Source organism: Streptococcus pluranimalium (assembly GCF_047785745.1).
Classification (GTDB): domain Bacteria; phylum Bacillota; class Bacilli; order Lactobacillales; family Streptococcaceae; genus Streptococcus; species Streptococcus pluranimalium_B.
The window spans coordinates 1-15,082 of the sequence record NZ_JBLOJT010000037.1; the positions used below are offsets into that span (position 1 = coordinate 1).

The 15,082-nt window shown below is 39.1% G+C and carries 29 protein-coding genes; all 29 read left to right on the plus strand.

Features of this window, described 5'->3' with window-relative positions; all coding sequences use genetic code 11:
* The first annotated feature begins 214 nt into the window (after nt 1–214).
* The 29 genes from rpsJ to rplQ all read left to right on the plus strand — a co-directional run bounded on the left by rpsJ (nt 215) and on the right by rplQ (nt 14,764).
* Nucleotides 215–523 (plus strand): 30S ribosomal protein S10, encoded by a 309-nt coding sequence (rpsJ, locus tag ACMZ6U_RS05550; protein ID WP_003046044.1) that lies wholly within the window; start codon nt 215–217, stop codon nt 521–523.
* Between the two features lie 79 nt (nt 524–602).
* Nucleotides 603–1,229, plus strand: coding sequence for a 50S ribosomal protein L3 (gene rplC / locus ACMZ6U_RS05555; RefSeq protein ID WP_095123598.1), 627 nt, complete (start codon nt 603–605; stop codon nt 1,227–1,229).
* A gap of 23 nt (nt 1,230–1,252) precedes the next feature.
* The gene (gene rplD, locus ACMZ6U_RS05560; protein WP_350015064.1) at nt 1,253–1,876 is read left to right on the plus strand and encodes a 50S ribosomal protein L4; all 624 of its coding nucleotides are present in this window, start codon (nt 1,253–1,255) and stop codon (nt 1,874–1,876) included.
* A complete protein-coding gene (locus ACMZ6U_RS05565) occupies nt 1,876–2,172 on the plus strand; it encodes a 50S ribosomal protein L23 (RefSeq protein WP_416106962.1) in 297 nt (98 codons plus the stop codon). The genes rplD and ACMZ6U_RS05565 overlap by 1 nt, the downstream gene beginning before the upstream one ends.
* 17 nt (nt 2,173–2,189) lie before the next feature.
* Nucleotides 2,190–3,023, plus strand: coding sequence for a 50S ribosomal protein L2 (gene rplB, locus ACMZ6U_RS05570; protein WP_104967089.1), 834 nt, complete (start codon nt 2,190–2,192; stop codon nt 3,021–3,023).
* Between the two features lie 97 nt (nt 3,024–3,120).
* A complete protein-coding gene (gene rpsS, locus ACMZ6U_RS05575) occupies nt 3,121–3,399 on the plus strand; it encodes a 30S ribosomal protein S19 (RefSeq protein ID WP_000533765.1) in 279 nt (92 codons plus the stop codon).
* Between the two features lie 14 nt (nt 3,400–3,413).
* A complete protein-coding gene (gene rplV / locus ACMZ6U_RS05580; protein ID WP_017768923.1) occupies nt 3,414–3,758 on the plus strand; it encodes a 50S ribosomal protein L22 in 345 nt (114 codons plus the stop codon).
* Between the two features lie 12 nt (nt 3,759–3,770).
* The gene (gene rpsC, locus ACMZ6U_RS05585; protein ID WP_416106965.1) at nt 3,771–4,424 is read left to right on the plus strand and encodes a 30S ribosomal protein S3; all 654 of its coding nucleotides are present in this window, start codon (nt 3,771–3,773) and stop codon (nt 4,422–4,424) included.
* 3 nt (nt 4,425–4,427) lie between these two features.
* Nucleotides 4,428–4,841 carry a 50S ribosomal protein L16 gene (gene rplP, locus ACMZ6U_RS05590; protein ID WP_017768921.1) on the plus strand — a complete coding sequence of 138 codons (414 nt, stop codon included), beginning with the start codon at nt 4,428–4,430 and terminating at the stop codon, nt 4,839–4,841.
* Nucleotides 4,842–4,850: 9 nt separating this feature from the next.
* Entirely contained in the window at nt 4,851–5,057 is a 207-nt protein-coding gene (rpmC, locus tag ACMZ6U_RS05595) for a 50S ribosomal protein L29 (RefSeq protein ID WP_017768920.1), read from the plus strand.
* A gap of 26 nt (nt 5,058–5,083) precedes the next feature.
* Complete coding sequence (rpsQ, locus tag ACMZ6U_RS05600) at nt 5,084–5,344, plus strand: 30S ribosomal protein S17 (RefSeq protein ID WP_017768919.1); 261 nt, start codon at nt 5,084–5,086, stop codon at nt 5,342–5,344.
* Between the two features lie 24 nt (nt 5,345–5,368).
* Nucleotides 5,369–5,737: a 50S ribosomal protein L14 gene (gene rplN, locus ACMZ6U_RS05605; RefSeq protein WP_017768918.1), complete on the plus strand. Its 369-nt coding sequence runs from the start codon at nt 5,369–5,371 to the stop codon at nt 5,735–5,737.
* Nucleotides 5,738–5,818: 81 nt separating this feature from the next.
* Complete coding sequence (rplX, locus tag ACMZ6U_RS05610; protein ID WP_018380221.1) at nt 5,819–6,124, plus strand: 50S ribosomal protein L24; 306 nt, start codon at nt 5,819–5,821, stop codon at nt 6,122–6,124.
* Nucleotides 6,125–6,148: 24 nt separating this feature from the next.
* Nucleotides 6,149–6,691, plus strand: coding sequence for a 50S ribosomal protein L5 (gene rplE, locus ACMZ6U_RS05615; RefSeq protein ID WP_104967091.1), 543 nt, complete (start codon nt 6,149–6,151; stop codon nt 6,689–6,691).
* A gap of 17 nt (nt 6,692–6,708) precedes the next feature.
* Entirely contained in the window at nt 6,709–6,894 is a 186-nt protein-coding gene (locus ACMZ6U_RS05620) for a type Z 30S ribosomal protein S14 (protein ID WP_416106968.1), read from the plus strand.
* A gap of 231 nt (nt 6,895–7,125) precedes the next feature.
* Complete coding sequence (gene rpsH, locus ACMZ6U_RS05625; protein ID WP_416106969.1) at nt 7,126–7,524, plus strand: 30S ribosomal protein S8; 399 nt, start codon at nt 7,126–7,128, stop codon at nt 7,522–7,524.
* Nucleotides 7,525–7,725: 201 nt separating this feature from the next.
* A complete protein-coding gene (rplF, locus tag ACMZ6U_RS05630; protein WP_160545220.1) occupies nt 7,726–8,262 on the plus strand; it encodes a 50S ribosomal protein L6 in 537 nt (178 codons plus the stop codon).
* A 103-nt stretch (nt 8,263–8,365) separates the two neighbouring features.
* Nucleotides 8,366–8,722, plus strand: a complete 357-nt coding sequence (gene rplR, locus ACMZ6U_RS05635) for a 50S ribosomal protein L18 (protein WP_017768912.1) — start codon at nt 8,366–8,368, stop codon at nt 8,720–8,722.
* A gap of 18 nt (nt 8,723–8,740) precedes the next feature.
* On the plus strand, nt 8,741–9,235 hold the full coding sequence (gene rpsE, locus ACMZ6U_RS05640) for a 30S ribosomal protein S5 (RefSeq protein ID WP_416106972.1): 495 nt from the start codon (nt 8,741–8,743) through the stop codon (nt 9,233–9,235).
* Between the two features lie 13 nt (nt 9,236–9,248).
* On the plus strand, nt 9,249–9,431 hold the full coding sequence (gene rpmD, locus ACMZ6U_RS05645) for a 50S ribosomal protein L30 (protein WP_003046072.1): 183 nt from the start codon (nt 9,249–9,251) through the stop codon (nt 9,429–9,431).
* A 122-nt stretch (nt 9,432–9,553) separates the two neighbouring features.
* Entirely contained in the window at nt 9,554–9,994 is a 441-nt protein-coding gene (rplO, locus tag ACMZ6U_RS05650; protein ID WP_416106974.1) for a 50S ribosomal protein L15, read from the plus strand.
* A gap of 48 nt (nt 9,995–10,042) precedes the next feature.
* Nucleotides 10,043–11,347 carry a preprotein translocase subunit SecY gene (gene secY / locus ACMZ6U_RS05655; protein WP_416106976.1) on the plus strand — a complete coding sequence of 435 codons (1,305 nt, stop codon included), beginning with the start codon at nt 10,043–10,045 and terminating at the stop codon, nt 11,345–11,347.
* A gap of 130 nt (nt 11,348–11,477) precedes the next feature.
* Nucleotides 11,478–12,119 carry an adenylate kinase gene (locus tag ACMZ6U_RS05660; RefSeq protein ID WP_416106978.1) on the plus strand — a complete coding sequence of 214 codons (642 nt, stop codon included), beginning with the start codon at nt 11,478–11,480 and terminating at the stop codon, nt 12,117–12,119.
* Between the two features lie 117 nt (nt 12,120–12,236).
* Complete coding sequence (gene infA / locus ACMZ6U_RS05665; protein ID WP_001040189.1) at nt 12,237–12,455, plus strand: translation initiation factor IF-1; 219 nt, start codon at nt 12,237–12,239, stop codon at nt 12,453–12,455.
* A 24-nt stretch (nt 12,456–12,479) separates the two neighbouring features.
* On the plus strand, nt 12,480–12,596 hold the full coding sequence (rpmJ, locus tag ACMZ6U_RS05670) for a 50S ribosomal protein L36 (RefSeq protein WP_079268439.1): 117 nt from the start codon (nt 12,480–12,482) through the stop codon (nt 12,594–12,596).
* A 17-nt stretch (nt 12,597–12,613) separates the two neighbouring features.
* Nucleotides 12,614–12,979, plus strand: a complete 366-nt coding sequence (gene rpsM / locus ACMZ6U_RS05675) for a 30S ribosomal protein S13 (protein ID WP_017768906.1) — start codon at nt 12,614–12,616, stop codon at nt 12,977–12,979.
* 17 nt (nt 12,980–12,996) lie between these two features.
* On the plus strand, nt 12,997–13,380 hold the full coding sequence (gene rpsK, locus ACMZ6U_RS05680; RefSeq protein ID WP_018166218.1) for a 30S ribosomal protein S11: 384 nt from the start codon (nt 12,997–12,999) through the stop codon (nt 13,378–13,380).
* A 44-nt stretch (nt 13,381–13,424) separates the two neighbouring features.
* Nucleotides 13,425–14,363 carry a DNA-directed RNA polymerase subunit alpha gene (locus tag ACMZ6U_RS05685; protein ID WP_416106982.1) on the plus strand — a complete coding sequence of 313 codons (939 nt, stop codon included), beginning with the start codon at nt 13,425–13,427 and terminating at the stop codon, nt 14,361–14,363.
* A gap of 14 nt (nt 14,364–14,377) precedes the next feature.
* A complete protein-coding gene (gene rplQ, locus ACMZ6U_RS05690; RefSeq protein WP_416106984.1) occupies nt 14,378–14,764 on the plus strand; it encodes a 50S ribosomal protein L17 in 387 nt (128 codons plus the stop codon).
* The last annotated feature ends 318 nt before the right edge of the window (nt 14,765–15,082 follow it).

Sequence of the window (15,082 nt, forward strand, 5' to 3'; positions counted from 1 at the left end):
AGTTAGTAACATTATGTAAAAGAATTTTGAAAAAAAAGCCTCAAATTCCTTGCAACCTTCCTTCTATTCTGTTATTATATTATGGTGCTGTAAAAAAACAGCTTTAGCTATGATACAAGAGGTTGCGACACGCTCGGTTGCATTGCCACGCAACAAGTGTTGGTTTTCTTGAGGAGCTAGCCTATTACTTTAAATAGACGCAAAGGAGAAAAAGATGGCAAACAAAAAAATCCGTATCCGTTTGAAAGCATACGAACATCGTACACTTGATACAGCGGCAGAAAAAATCGTTGAAACTGCAACACGTACAGGTGCTACTGTAGCTGGACCAGTTCCACTTCCAACAGAACGTAGTCTTTACACCATTATTCGTGCGACTCACAAATATAAAGACTCTCGCGAACAATTTGAAATGCGTACTCACAAACGTCTTATCGACATTGTGAACCCAACTCAAAAGACTGTTGACGCTTTGATGAAATTGGATCTTCCAAGTGGTGTTAACGTAGAAATCAAACTTTAATAGGATTGATTGAGCACAAAAAACGCTCGTTAAAAACTTTTTAAAACAACTAAAAAATAAGAAAAGGAAATATTTTCTCATGACAAAAGGAATCTTAGGGAAAAAAGTGGGAATGACTCAAATCTTCACTGAATCAGGTGAATTTATCCCTGTTACTGTCATCGAAGCAACTCCAAACGTTGTGCTTCAAGTGAAAACTGTTGAAACAGACGGTTACGAAGCAGTTCAAGTTGGTTTTGACGACAAACGCGAAGTATTGAGTAACAAACCTGCCAAAGGCCATGTAGCGAAAGCTAACACTGCTCCTAAGCGCTTCATTCGTGAATTCAAAAACATTGAAGGCTTAGAAGTTGGTTCAGAAATTACTGTAGATACATTCGAAGCTGGTGATGTTGTTGACGTCACAGGTACAACTAAAGGTAAAGGTTTCCAAGGTGTAATCAAACGCCATGGTCAATCACGTGGTCCAATGGCTCACGGTTCTCGTTACCACCGTCGTCCAGGTTCAATGGGACCTGTTGCACCTAACCGTGTTTTCAAAAACAAACACTTGGCAGGACGTATGGGTGGCAACCGTGTAACGATCCAAAACCTTGAAATCGTTCAAGTTGTTCCAGAGAAAAACGTTATCCTTATCAAAGGTAACGTACCAGGTGCTAAGAAATCTCTTATCACTATCAAATCAGCAGTTAAAGCTGCTAAATAATAAGAAAGGAGAACACAGTTAAAATGGCAAACGTTAAATTATTTGACCAAACTGGTAAAGAAGTGAGTTCAGTAGAACTTAACGACGCAATCTTTGGTATCGAGCCAAACGAATCAGTTGTCTTTGATGTTGTTATCAGCCAACGTGCTAGCCTTCGCCAAGGTACTCACGCGGTTAAAAACCGTTCAGCAGTATCAGGTGGTGGACGCAAACCATGGCGCCAAAAAGGAACTGGACGTGCTCGTCAAGGTTCTATCCGTTCACCACAATGGCGTGGTGGTGGTGTTGTCTTCGGACCAACTCCTCGTTCATACGGATACAAACTTCCACAAAAAGTTCGTCGCCTTGCCTTGAAATCAGTTCTTTCATCTAAAGTAGCTGACGAAAAATTTGTAGCTGTTGAAGCTCTTTCATTTGCAGCTCCAAAAACTGCTGAATTCGCTAAAGTTCTTTCAGCACTTAGCATCGACTCAAAAGTACTTGTTATCGTTGAAGAAGGAAACAAATTTGCTGAACTTTCAGCTCGTAACCTTAAAAACGTTAAAGTTGCAACAGCAACAACTGCAAGTGTTCTTGATATCGTAAACGCAGATAAACTTCTTGTTACTAAAGAAGCAATCTCTACAATCGAGGAGGTTCTTGCATAATGAATTTGTATGACGTAATCAAAAAACCTGTAATTACTGAAAAATCAATGCTTGATTTTGAAGCAGGTAAATACACTTTTGAAGTTGATACACGTGCACACAAACTTTTGATCAAACAAGCTGTTGAAGCTGCGTTTGAAGGTGTTAAAGTTGCAAGTGTAAACACTGTGACAGTCAAACCAAAAGCAAAACGCGTTGGACGTTACACAGGTTTCACTTCAAAAACTAAGAAAGCTATCATCACGCTTACAGCTGATTCAAAAGCAATCGAGTTGTTTGCAGCTGAAGCTGAATAATCTAAGGAGGAAATAACGTGGGTATTAAAGTTTATAAACCAACGACAAATGGCCGTCGTAACATGACTTCTTTGGATTTTGCAGAAATCACAACAAGCACTCCTGAGAAATCATTGCTTGTTTCTCTTAAAAACAAAGCTGGTCGTAACAACAACGGTCGTATCACTGTTCGTCACCAAGGTGGCGGGCACAAACGTCACTACCGTGTGATTGACTTCAAACGTAACAAAGATAACGTTGAAGCTGTTGTTAAAACAATCGAATACGATCCAAACCGTACAGCAAACATCGCTCTTGTACACTATACTGACGGTGTTAAAGCTTACATCATCGCTCCTAAAGGCCTTCAAGTAGGTCAGCGTATCGTTTCTGGACCAGAAGCTGATATTAAAGTCGGAAATGCACTTCCACTTGCTAATATCCCAGTTGGTACAGTTATCCACAACATTGAGCTTCAGCCAGGTAAAGGTGCGGAACTTATCCGTGCAGCTGGTTCATCTGCTCAAGTACTTGGTCAAGAAGGTAAATACGTTCTTGTTCGCCTTCAATCAGGTGAAGTTCGTATGATTCTTGGTACTTGTCGTGCGACAATCGGTACTGTAGGTAACGAACAACAATCTCTTGTTAACATTGGTAAAGCAGGACGTAACCGTTGGAAAGGTATCCGCCCAACAGTTCGTGGTTCTGTAATGAACCCTAACGATCACCCACACGGTGGTGGTGAAGGTAAAGCACCAGTTGGACGCAAAGCGCCATCTACTCCATGGGGTAAACCTGCGCTTGGTCTTAAAACTCGTAACAAGAAAGCTAAATCTGATAAACTTATCGTTCGTCGTCGTAACGAAAAATAAGCTAAGTCAGTTTAGTTAAATCAATCATCCGCCAACTCGGTAGCCCGCTAAGCGGGCAAGCCGTTGTGGTACATTATTTAAAGGAGAATACTACAAAATGGGACGTAGTCTTAAAAAAGGACCTTTCGTCGATGAGCATTTGATGAAAAAAGTTGAAGCTCAAGCAAATGACGAAAAGAAAAAAGTAATCAAAACTTGGTCTCGTCGTTCAACGATTTTCCCAAGTTTTATCGGTTATACAATTGCAGTTTATGATGGACGTAAACATGTTCCTGTTTACATCCAAGAAGACATGGTAGGTCACAAACTTGGTGAATTTGCACCAACTCGTACTTACAAAGGTCACGCTGCAGACGATAAGAAAACACGTAGATAAGGAGAACATTAATTATGGCAGAAATTACTTCAGCTAAAGCAATGGCTCGTACAGTTCGTGTTTCACCTCGTAAAACTCGTCTTGTCTTGGATACTATCCGTGGCAAAAACGTAGCCGATGCAATTGCAATCTTGAAATTCACTCCAAACAAAGCAGCTCGTGTTATTGAGAAAACTCTTAACTCAGCAATTGCTAACGCAGAAAACAACTTTGGTTTGGAAAAAGCTAACTTGGTAGTGTCTGAAACATTCGCAAACGAAGGACCAACAATGAAACGTTTCCGTCCACGTGCGAAAGGTTCAGCTTCACCAATCAACAAACGCACAACTCACGTCACAGTAGTTGTGTCAGAAAAATAAGGAGGTAAACTCGTGGGTCAAAAAGTACATCCAATTGGTATGCGTGTCGGAATCATCCGTGACTGGGATGCGAAATGGTATGCTGAAAAAGAATACGCGGATTACCTTCATGAAGATCTTAAAATTCGCAAATTCATCAAAAAAGAATTGGCAGACGCTTCAGTTTCAATTATCGAAATCGAACGCGCAGTAAATAAAGTTATTGTTTCACTTCACACTGCTAAACCTGGTATGGTTATCGGTAAAGGTGGATCAAACGTTGATGCACTTCGTGCTCAACTTAACAAATTGACTGGAAAACAAGTACACATCAACATCATTGAAATCAAATCACCAGATTTGGATGCTCACCTTGTTGGTGAAAATATTGCTCGTCAACTTGAGCAACGTGTTGCTTTCCGTCGTGCTCAAAAACAAGCTATCCAACGTACAATGCGTGCTGGCGCTAAAGGTATCAAAACTCAAGTGTCTGGTCGTTTGAACGGTGCTGATATCGCTCGTGCTGAAGGTTACTCAGAAGGAACTGTTCCACTTCACACACTTCGTGCTGATATCGACTATGCTTGGGAAGAAGCTGATACTACTTACGGTAAACTAGGTGTTAAAGTTTGGATCTACCGTGGAGAAGTTCTTCCAGCTCGTAAAAACACTAAAGGAGGCAAATAACAAATGTTAGTACCTAAACGTGTTAAACACCGTCGTGAATTCCGTGGTAAAATGCGCGGTGAAGCAAAAGGTGGAAAACAAGTAGACTTTGGTGAATACGGTCTCCAAGCTACTACAAGCTCATGGATTACAAACCGCCAAATCGAAGCTGCCCGTATCGCTATGACGCGTTACATGAAACGTGGTGGTAAAGTTTGGATTAAAATCTTCCCACACAAATCATACACTGCTAAAGCTATCGGTGTACGTATGGGATCTGGTAAAGGTGCTCCTGAAGGTTGGGTATCACCAGTTAAACGTGGCAAAGTAATGTTTGAAATTGCTGGTGTTTCTGAAGAAGTAGCACGCGAAGCATTCCGTCTTGCTGGCCACAAATTACCAGTTAAAGTTAAATTCGTAAAACGTGAAGCAGAATAAGGAGAGCACATGAAACTTCAAGAAATTAAAGATTTTGTTAAAGAGCTTCGTGGACTTTCTCAAGAAGAACTTGCTAAGAAAGAAAGCGAACTTAAAAAAGAACTTTTTGATCTTCGTTTCCAAGCTGCAGCAGGTCAACTTGATCAAACTGCTCGTTTGAACGAAGTTAAAAAACAAATTGCACGTGTTAAAACTGTGCAATCTGAAACTAAATAATAGATTGGGAAAGGAGAAATCTTATAATGGAACGTAATCAACGTAAAACACTTGTTGGTCGTGTAGTATCAGACAAGATGGATAAAACAATCACTGTTGTAGTTGAAACTAAACGTAACCACCCAGTCTATGGTAAACGTATCAACTATTCTAAAAAGTACAAAGCACATGATGAAAACAACGTTGCTAAAGAAGGCGACAAAGTTCGTATCATGGAAACTCGTCCACTTTCAGCTACAAAACGCTTCCGTCTTGTAGAAGTTGTGGAAGAAGCTGTTATTATCTAATCAAACTAAAAGGAGAAAATTGAAATGATTCAACAAGAAACTCGCTTGAAAGTTGCTGATAATAGCGGTGCTCGTGAGATCTTGACTATCAAAGTTCTTGGTGGTTCAGGACGTAAATTTGCTAACATCGGTGACGTTATCGTTGCTTCTGTAAAACAAGCTACACCAGGTGGAGCTGTTAAAAAAGGTGATGTTGTTAAAGCTGTTATCGTTCGTACAAAATCTGGTGCACGCCGTCCAGACGGTTCATACATCAAATTTGACGAAAATGCTGCAGTAATTATCCGTGATGATAAAACTCCTCGCGGAACTCGTATCTTCGGCCCTGTTGCACGTGAATTGCGTGAAGGTGGCTACATGAAGATCGTATCACTTGCACCAGAAGTACTTTAATCTTAACTAAAACAAACTAAGTCCCCTAGGGAAACCTAGGGTGCCCATTTGGGCGTAAGAAATTATAGGAGAAAAACTCAAATGTTTGTAAAAAAAGGCGACAAAGTTCGCGTTATTGCTGGTAAGGACAAAGGTGTTGAAGCTGTAGTTCTTAAAGCACTTCCAAAAGTAAATAAAGTTGTTGTTGAAGGTGTTGGGATTGTTAAAAAACACCAACGTCCAAATAACGAAAACCCTCAAGGTGCTATCGTAGAAGTTGAAGCACCAATCCACGCATCAAACGTTCAAGTTCTTGACAAAAACGGTGTTGCTGGACGTGTTGGTTACAAAGTTGTTGACGGCAAAAAAGTTCGTTACAACAAAAAATCAGGCGAAGTTCTTGATTAATCACGAAGGAAAGGAGAAGCATAAATGGCAAATCGTTTAAAAGAAAAATATACTAACGAAGTAATTCCTGCATTGACAGAGAAATTTAACTATTCATCAGTTATGGCTGTGCCTAAAGTTGAGAAAATCGTTCTTAACATGGGTGTTGGTGATGCTGTAAACAACGCAAAAAACCTTGAAAAAGCTGCTGCTGAATTGGCAATCATTTCAGGTCAAAAACCACTTATTACTAAAGCTAAGAAATCAATCGCTGGCTTCCGTCTTCGTGAAGGTGTGGCTATCGGGGCTAAAGTAACTCTTCGTGGCGAACGCATGTATGAGTTCCTTGACAAATTGGTTTCAGTTTCACTTCCACGTGTTCGTGACTTCCATGGTGTTCCAACAAAATCTTTTGATGGACGTGGTAACTACACACTTGGTGTGAAAGAACAATTGATCTTCCCAGAAATCAACTTCGATGATGTTGATAAAGTTCGTGGTATGGATATCGTTATCGTAACAACTGCAAACTCTGACGAAGAAGGTCGCGAATTGCTTAAAGGCCTTGGTATGCCTTTTGCAAAATAATTTAGGAGGTAAATAAAATGGCTAAAAAATCTATGATTGCTAAGAACAAACGCCCTGCGAAGTTCTCTACGCAAGCTTACACTCGTTGCGAAAGATGTGGTCGTCCACATTCAGTTTACCGCAAGTTCCAACTTTGCCGTGTTTGCTTCCGTGAATTGGCTTACAAAGGTCAAATCCCTGGAGTTACTAAAGCTTCTTGGTAAAATAAGATGTGAGAGCGTTAAGCAACCACAGCAAAGATAGAAGATTTGACGAAGAAGGATACTTCTAGGAAAATCTATCTTCTTTGCAAAAGTTGTAGCTCGAGCTCAGTTGTTCATGCTGTTATATCGTAGCTCATGTTCAAATGAAGAAATCATATTTTTAAGACGTTAACCCCAATGATTAACTAGCAAGTGCATTTGCAAACTACTAGTAAGAGGAGAAATATAAAAATGGTTATGACTGACCCAATTGCAGACTTTTTGACACGTATTCGTAATGCTAACCAAGCAAAACACGACGTTCTTGAAGTACCTGCATCAAACATCAAAAAAGGGATTGCTGAAATCCTTAAACGCGAAGGTTTTGTAAAAAACGTTGAAGTTATCGAAGATGACAAACAAGGTATCATCCGTGTATTCCTTAAATATGGACAAAACGGTGAGCGTGTTATCACAAACTTGAAACGTATCTCAAAGCCAGGTCTTCGTGTTTACTCAAAACGTGAAGATGTTCCTAAGGTTCTTAACGGACTTGGAATCGCAATCGTTTCTACATCAGAAGGTCTTTTGACAGACAAAGAAGCTCGTCAAAAGAACGTTGGTGGAGAAGTGCTTGCTTACGTTTGGTAATCTGACTACTCAGATTATCCTACTTTAACCAATTGAACACGGGCGAAAGTTTTTGTAAAAAGAAAACTTCCTTAGAAGTTGATGCTTCTTCGTCAAGTTTCCTATTTTTACTGTGATTTTTTACCGCTCGTTGTATCTTGGTTGCCCCGTGAAAACTAGTCGCTAAGCGGCTTGACAATTTAACAGGAGAATTTAAATACTATGTCACGTATTGGTAATAAAGTGATCACATTGCCTGCTGGTGTTGAAATCAGCAACAAAGACAATGTTGTTACTGTAAAAGGACCTAAAGGAGAACTCACCCGTGAGTTCAACAAAAATATTGAAATCAAAGTTGAAGGAACTGAAGTAACTCTTCATCGTCCGAACGACTCAAAAGAAATGAAAACAATCCATGGTACTACTCGTGCTAACTTGAATAACATGGTTGTTGGGGTTTCTGAAGGTTTCAAAAAAGAACTTGAAATGCGTGGGGTTGGTTACCGTGCACAACTTCAAGGTTCTAAACTTGTTCTCTCAGTCGGTAAATCTCACCAAGACGAAGTTGAAGCACCAGAAGGAATTACTTTTACTGTTGCTAACCCAACTTCAATTGCTGTTGAAGGTATTAATAAAGAAGTTGTTGGACAAACAGCTGCTTACATCCGTAGTCTTCGTTCACCAGAACCATATAAAGGTAAAGGTATCCGCTACGTTGGTGAATTTGTTCGTCGTAAAGAAGGTAAAACAGGTAAATAATAAATGTATAGCTTTCATAAGGAAACTAAAAGTTCTTATGAAGCAGCATTTATGTCACTATTTTGTTATAGACAAAATAATCATAAATTAAGAGGTGAAAATTGTGATTTCGAAACCAGATAAAAACAAACTCCGCCAAAAACGCCACCGTCGCGTTCGCGGAAAACTCTCTGGAACTGCTGATCGCCCACGTTTGAACATCTACCGTTCTAATACAGGCATCTACGCTCAAGTAATTGATGACGTAGCGGGTGTAACGCTCGCAAGTGCATCAACTCTTGATAAAGACGTTTCAAAAGGAACTAAAACCGAGCAAGCTGTTGTTGTCGGTAAACTTGTTGCTGAACGCGCAGTAGCTAAAGGTATTTCTGAAGTGGTGTTTGACCGCGGTGGATATCTCTATCACGGACGTGTTAAAGCTTTGGCTGATTCAGCTCGTGAAAACGGATTGAAATTCTAATAGGGAGGACACTTAATAATGGCATTTAAAGATAATGCAGTAGAACTTGAAGAACGCGTTGTTGCTATCAACCGTGTTACGAAAGTTGTTAAAGGTGGACGCACTATGCGTTTTGCTGCACTTGTTGTTGTTGGTGACCGTAACGGTCGCGTAGGATTCGGTACTGGTAAATCTCAAGAGGTTCCAGAAGCAATCCGTAAAGCTGTTGAAGCAGCTAAGAAAAATATGATTGAAGTACCTATGGTTGGTACAACAATTCCTCACGAAGTTTTCTCAAACTTTGGTGGAGCGAAAGTATTGTTGAAACCTGCTGTTGAGGGTGCTGGTGTTGCTGCTGGTGGTGCTGTTCGTGCTGTCATCGAATTGGCTGGTGTTGCAGATGTTACATCTAAATCACTTGGTTCAAATACACCAATCAATATTGTTCGTGCTACAGTTGAAGGTTTGAAACAACTTAAACGCGCTGAAGAAGTTGCAGAACTTCGTGGTGTATCTGTTTCTGACTTAGCTTAAGAAAGGGGATAACATGGCTCAAATTAAAATTACTTTGACTAAGTCTCCAATCGGTCGCAAACCAGAACAACGTAAAACAGTTGTTGCCCTTGGACTTGGCAAATTGAACTCATCAGTTATTAAAGAAGATAACGCTGCTATCCGTGGTATGGTTACGGCTATCTCTCACTTGGTAACTGTTGAAGACGTTAAATAATTAATAATGACATTAGGTTGGAGTTGTATCCAGCCTAATCTTAATATGTATAGGCGAGTTTTGATGGGGAGTCCTTTCCCCTCATTGAGGCGTTAGCATTGTACAACAAAAGGAGAAAATAAATGAAACTTCATGAATTGAAACCTGCGGAAGGTTCTCGCAAAGTACGTAACCGTGTAGGTCGTGGTACATCATCTGGTAACGGTAAAACATCTGGACGTGGTCAAAAAGGTCAAAAAGCTCGTAGCGGTGGTGGTGTTCGCCTTGGTTTCGAGGGTGGACAAACACCATTGTTCCGTCGTCTTCCAAAACGTGGATTCACTAACGTCAACGCTAAAGAGTATGCGCTTGTAAGTCTTGAAGACTTGAATGTGTTTGAAGATGGTACAGAAGTATCACCATCAGTTCTTAAAAATGCAGGGATTATAAAGACTGAAAAATCGGGTGTAAAAATTCTTGCAAACGGTGAACTCACAAAGAAATTAGATGTAAAAGCAGCTAAGTTTTCAAAAGCAGCAGCAGCAGCTATCGTTGAAAAAGGTGGTTCTGTGGAAATCGTCTAATGAGTTTGATCCTCATTATGTTCGTATGAATAATAGGAGTAACTCATTATGTTTTTTAAAATTTTAAAAGAAGCTCTGAAATTGAAAAATGTAAGGCGAAAAATTATATTTACCTTATTTATTATTTTTGTTTTCAGACTGGGAACTCATATAACAGTTCCAGGCATTAATGCTAAAAGCTTAGAACAATTAGCTGATTTACCATTTTTAAATTTATTAAATTTGGTATCAGGGAATGCCATGAGTTCATTCTCTGTATTTGCTCTGGGTGTCAGTCCATATATTACGGCATCGATTATTGTTCAATTACTACAAATGGATATCCTTCCACAATTTGTGGAATGGGGTAAGCAGGGAGAAGTTGGAAGAAGAAAATTAAATCAAGCAACAAGATATATTTCTTTGGTACTTGCATTTATTCAATCGATTGGTATCACTGCTGGATTTAATGCTCTGTCAAGTGTTCAATTAGTAACAACTCCAACTTGGCAAACCTATGTCATTATTGGTATCATCTTGACTTCGGGTAGTATGATTGTTACTTGGTTAGGTGAACAAATTTCTGACAAAGGTTTTGGAAATGGTGTCTCAATGATTATCTTCTCTGGTATCATTGCATCTATTCCAGGAGCTATCTCATCTATTCATGAAGACTATTTCGTCAACGTGAAATCTTCTGAGCTTACAAATTCTTGGATTTTTGTAGGATTATTACTTTTAGCGGTTCTGTTAATTGTATTCTTCACAACATTTGTTCAACAAGCTGAATATAAAATTCCAATTCAATATACGAAACTCGCTCAAGGAGCTCCAACAAGTTCATATTTACCGTTGAAAGTTAATCCTGCTGGTGTTATTCCCGTTATTTTTGCCAGCTCGATTACTGCAGCACCTAGCTCCATCCTAGCGTTTTTCCAAAGTAGTCATTATGATGTTCCATGGCTAAACACACTTCAAAATTTGTTCTCTTATCAGACGCCTGCGGGTATGGGAATCTATGCATTGTTAATTATTCTCTTCTCATTTTTCTATACTTTTGTTCAAGTTAATCCAGAAAAAACAGCAGAAAATTTACAAAAAAATGGATCTTATATACCTAGGGTTAGACCTGGCAGAGAAACCGAAGCTTATATGTCATCACTGTTAAAAAAATTAGCAACAGTAGGTTCAGTATTCTTAGCATTGATCTCATTAATTCCAATCGTAGCACAACAAGTATTCGATTTAACATCTACGGTTGCATTAGGGGGAACAAGCTTGCTAATTTTAATTTCAACAGGAATTGACAGCATGAAACAACTTGAAGGCTATTTATTGAAAAAGAAATATGTCGGCTTTATGAATACAAAATAGAGTATGGGTTGACTAAGTCAACCTTCTATTTTGTTTTTAAATAAGTCTGCCTATAGAAGGCAGATTTATTTGAAAACAAAACTAATTAGAAACATATGCTTTCTAAGGATTATCTTTAAAGGAGAATCAAATGCATCTTTTAATCATGGGTCTACCTGGTGCAGGTAAAGGAACTCAAGCTGCAAAAATTGTTGACACTTATGGTGTCTCACATATTTCAACAGGCGACATGTTCCGCGCTGCCATGAAAAATGAAACTGAGATGGGTAAACTTGCTAAATCATTTATTGATAAAGGTGAGTTAGTTCCTGATGAAGTGACTAATGGCATTGTCAAAGAACGTCTTGCGGAGTCTGATATCAAAGAAACTGGTTTTTTGTTAGACGGTTATCCACGTACAATTGAACAAGCACATGCTTTGGATAAAACGTTGGTAGAATTAGGATTAACGCTTGATGGTGTTATCAATATTGATGTCAATCCAGACAGTTTGGTTGAGCGTTTAAGTGGTCGTATCATCCATAAGGAGACTGGAGAAACTTTCCATAAAGTTTTCAACCCACCAGCAGGTGATTACAACGAAGAAGACTATTATCAACGCGAAGATGATAAACCAGAGACTGTTAAACGTCGTTTAGATGTTAATATTGCACAAGGTCAACCAATTTTAAATCATTATCGTGAGCAAAATCTTGTGACTGATATTGAAGGGAATCAAGAAATTGACCGAGTATTTAAAGATGTTAAGGAAGCAATTGATCGTATCAAATAATTGATAAATCTTGCTTGCTATCTAGACATAGTTGTGGTAGAATAACTTAGTCTGACTTATAATTGTTACCTCTGTTTTCAGAGGAAATCAAATCGAAATTTAGAGGGGGACTTTTGCGTGGCAAAAGAAGACGTGATTGAAATTGAAGGTAAGGTTGTAGAAACTATGCCTAATGCTATGTTTACAGTTGAATTAGAAAATGGACATCAAATTTTGGCGACTGTTTCAGGAAAAATCCGTAAAAATTACATTCGTATCTTAGTAGGTGACCGTGTGACAGTTGAGATGAGTCCATATGATTTGACGCGTGGGCGTATCACATACCGCTTTAAATAATCGAAATAATTGGAGGGATAGAACATGAAGGTAAGACCATCGGTTAAACCAATTTGCGAACACTGTAAAGTGATTCGTCGTAATGGCCGTGTTATGGTAATTTGTCCAACAAATCCAAAACACAAACAACGTCAAGGATAATATAGAAAGGAGAAAAAATGGCTCGTATTGCTGGAGTTGATATTCCAAATGATAAACGCGTAGTAATTTCACTTACTTATGTATATGGTATCGGATTAACAACATCTAAAAAAATCTTGGCTGCTGCAGGCGTATCAGAAGATATCCGTGTTAAAGATTTAACAACAGATCAAGAAGATGCTATCCGTCGTGAAGTTGATGCAATTAAAGTTGAAGGTGACCTCCGTCGTGAAGTTAACTTGAACATTAAACGTTTGATGGAAATCGGTTCATACCGTGGTATCCGTCACCGTCGTGGACTCCCTGTCCGTGGACAAAACACAAAAAACAATGCTCGTACTCGTAAAGGTAAAGCTGTTGCGATTGCAGGTAAGAAAAAATAAAATAGGAGGTAAATAAATTGGCTAAACCAACACGTAAACGTCGTGTGAAAAAGAATATCGAGTCAGGTATTGCTCACATTCACGCTACATTTAACAACACTATTGTTATGATTACAGATGTGCACGGTAACGCTCTCGCTTGGTCATCAGCTGGTGCTCTTGGATTTAAAGGTTCTCGTAAATCTACTCCATTTGCAGCTCAAATGGCTTCAGAAGCAGCTGCTAAATCAGCTCAAGAACATGGTTTGAAAACTGTTGAAGTTACTGTTAAAGGCCCAGGTTCAGGTCGTGAATCAGCTATTCGTGCTCTTGCTGCTGCTGGTCTTGAAGTGACTGCCATCCGCGATGTTACTCCTGTACCGCATAATGGTGCTCGTCCTCCAAAACGTCGTCGTGTGTAATCATTAACTATACAGTACACAGATTCGTTTCGAGGGGTAAATAAATGATTGAGTTTGAAAAACCAATAATAACAAAAATTGATGAAAATAAAGATTACGGTAAGTTTGTCATCGAACCGCTTGAACGTGGTTACGGAACAACCTTAGGTAACTCTCTTCGTCGTGTACTCTTATCATCTCTTCCAGGTGCTGCTGTTACCTCGATTAAGATTGATGGAGTACTTCACGAGTTTGATACTGTGCCTGGAGTACGTGAAGATGTAATGCAAATTATTCTTAACGTCAAAGGACTTGCTGTTAAATCTTACGTCGAAGACGAAAAAATTATTGAACTTGATGTCCAAGGACCAGCTGTAGTTACTGCTGGAGATATCTTGACTGATAGCGATATTGAGATTGTTAACTCAGATCATTATCTGTTTACAATCGCTGAAGGTGCTTCTTTTAAAGCTAGCATGACAGTAGCTAAAAATCGTGGTTATGTTGCTGCAGAAGGTAATAAAAAAGATGATGCACCAGTAGGCACATTGGCTGTAGACTCTATCTACACTCCAGTGAAAAAAGTTAACTATCAAGTTGAACCTGCTCGTGTAGGTAGTAATGACGGCTTTGATAAATTAACTGTTGAAATCATGACTAATGGCACAATTATTCCTGAAGATGCATTAGGTCTTTCTGCCCGTGTATTGATTGAACATTTAAATCTCTTTACAGATCTAACTGAGGTTGCTAAAGCTACTGATGTTATGAAAGAGACAGAGTCAGTTAACGACGAGAAAGTTCTTGATCGTACTATTGAAGAATTAGATTTGTCAGTTCGTTCTTATAACTGTTTGAAACGTGCAGGTATTAACACTGTTCACGATTTAACAGAAAAGAGTGAACCAGAAATGATGAAAGTCCGTAACCTTGGTCGTAAGAGCCTTGAAGAAGTTAAGGTTAAACTTGCTGATTTAGGGTTAGGACTAAAAAACGATAAATAAAATAGGAGGATAACATGGCTTACCGTAAACTAGGACGCACTAGCTCACAACGTAAAGCAATGTTGCGTGATTTGACTACAGATCTTTTGATTAACGAATCAATCGTAACTACTGAAGCTCGTGCTAAAGAAATTCGTAAAACCGTTGAAAAAATGATTACTCTTGGTAAACGTGGTGATTTGCACGCACGTCGTCAAGCAGCAGCATTTGTTCGTAACGAAATTGCATCAGAAAACTATGATGAAACAACTGATAAATATACATCAACAACTGCTCTTCAAAAATTGTTCTCTGAGTTAGCACCTCGTTATGCAGAGCGCAACGGTGGATACACTCGTATCCTTAAAACAGAACCACGTCGTGGTGACGCTGCCCCAATGGCAATTATTGAACTTGTTTAATTTTTATCAATTTTGTTGAGTGTTATGATGATGGAAGGAGAATTTCTTCTTAGTCTAGCTCTGGTCTACCACTGGGACTAAATCCCAGTGGGAACACTCATCATATTATGGTAAAGGTAACGCTTGTTTACGAAAGACTTCTAATTCAAAAGTTTTTCGTAAGCAGGCGTTTTTGGGCTCTTCGTCAACTGTAGTGGGTGACTTATAATGGCTCTTCGTCAACTGTAGTGGGTGACTTATAATTAACATCTAGAGAGAATCGTTCTGGTTCTCTCTTTTTGAGTGTTTAAAGCGATGAGAATTTTGGTTTTAAAGTTC

What these genes read in the sequence shown, in the direction of transcription:
- rplE (WP_104967091.1), top strand. Translation starts at nt 6,149, where the DNA reads ATGGCAAATCGTTTAAAAGAAAAATATACTAACGAAGTAATTCCTGCA.
- rpmD (WP_003046072.1), top strand. Translation starts at nt 9,249, where the DNA reads ATGGCTCAAATTAAAATTACTTTGACTAAGTCTCCAATCGGTCGCAAA.
- ACMZ6U_RS05685 (WP_416106982.1), top strand. Translation starts at nt 13,425, where the DNA reads ATGATTGAGTTTGAAAAACCAATAATAACAAAAATTGATGAAAATAAA.
- rpsE (WP_416106972.1), top strand. Translation starts at nt 8,741, where the DNA reads ATGGCATTTAAAGATAATGCAGTAGAACTTGAAGAACGCGTTGTTGCT.
- ACMZ6U_RS05565 (WP_416106962.1), top strand. Translation starts at nt 1,876, where the DNA reads ATGAATTTGTATGACGTAATCAAAAAACCTGTAATTACTGAAAAATCA.
- rpmC (WP_017768920.1), top strand. Translation starts at nt 4,851, where the DNA reads ATGAAACTTCAAGAAATTAAAGATTTTGTTAAAGAGCTTCGTGGACTT.
- rplN (WP_017768918.1), top strand. Translation starts at nt 5,369, where the DNA reads ATGATTCAACAAGAAACTCGCTTGAAAGTTGCTGATAATAGCGGTGCT.
- ACMZ6U_RS05660 (WP_416106978.1), top strand. Translation starts at nt 11,478, where the DNA reads ATGCATCTTTTAATCATGGGTCTACCTGGTGCAGGTAAAGGAACTCAA.
- rplO (WP_416106974.1), top strand. Translation starts at nt 9,554, where the DNA reads ATGAAACTTCATGAATTGAAACCTGCGGAAGGTTCTCGCAAAGTACGT.
- rplD (WP_350015064.1), top strand. Translation starts at nt 1,253, where the DNA reads ATGGCAAACGTTAAATTATTTGACCAAACTGGTAAAGAAGTGAGTTCA.
- rpmJ (WP_079268439.1), top strand. Translation starts at nt 12,480, where the DNA reads ATGAAGGTAAGACCATCGGTTAAACCAATTTGCGAACACTGTAAAGTG.
- rplF (WP_160545220.1), top strand. Translation starts at nt 7,726, where the DNA reads ATGTCACGTATTGGTAATAAAGTGATCACATTGCCTGCTGGTGTTGAA.
- rplV (WP_017768923.1), top strand. Translation starts at nt 3,414, where the DNA reads ATGGCAGAAATTACTTCAGCTAAAGCAATGGCTCGTACAGTTCGTGTT.
- rpsH (WP_416106969.1), top strand. Translation starts at nt 7,126, where the DNA reads ATGGTTATGACTGACCCAATTGCAGACTTTTTGACACGTATTCGTAAT.
- ACMZ6U_RS05620 (WP_416106968.1), top strand. Translation starts at nt 6,709, where the DNA reads ATGGCTAAAAAATCTATGATTGCTAAGAACAAACGCCCTGCGAAGTTC.
- rpsQ (WP_017768919.1), top strand. Translation starts at nt 5,084, where the DNA reads ATGGAACGTAATCAACGTAAAACACTTGTTGGTCGTGTAGTATCAGAC.
- rpsJ (WP_003046044.1), top strand. Translation starts at nt 215, where the DNA reads ATGGCAAACAAAAAAATCCGTATCCGTTTGAAAGCATACGAACATCGT.
- rpsS (WP_000533765.1), top strand. Translation starts at nt 3,121, where the DNA reads ATGGGACGTAGTCTTAAAAAAGGACCTTTCGTCGATGAGCATTTGATG.
- rplP (WP_017768921.1), top strand. Translation starts at nt 4,428, where the DNA reads ATGTTAGTACCTAAACGTGTTAAACACCGTCGTGAATTCCGTGGTAAA.
- rplC (WP_095123598.1), top strand. Translation starts at nt 603, where the DNA reads ATGACAAAAGGAATCTTAGGGAAAAAAGTGGGAATGACTCAAATCTTC.
- rpsM (WP_017768906.1), top strand. Translation starts at nt 12,614, where the DNA reads ATGGCTCGTATTGCTGGAGTTGATATTCCAAATGATAAACGCGTAGTA.
- secY (WP_416106976.1), top strand. Translation starts at nt 10,043, where the DNA reads ATGTTTTTTAAAATTTTAAAAGAAGCTCTGAAATTGAAAAATGTAAGG.
- rplX (WP_018380221.1), top strand. Translation starts at nt 5,819, where the DNA reads ATGTTTGTAAAAAAAGGCGACAAAGTTCGCGTTATTGCTGGTAAGGAC.
- rplQ (WP_416106984.1), top strand. Translation starts at nt 14,378, where the DNA reads ATGGCTTACCGTAAACTAGGACGCACTAGCTCACAACGTAAAGCAATG.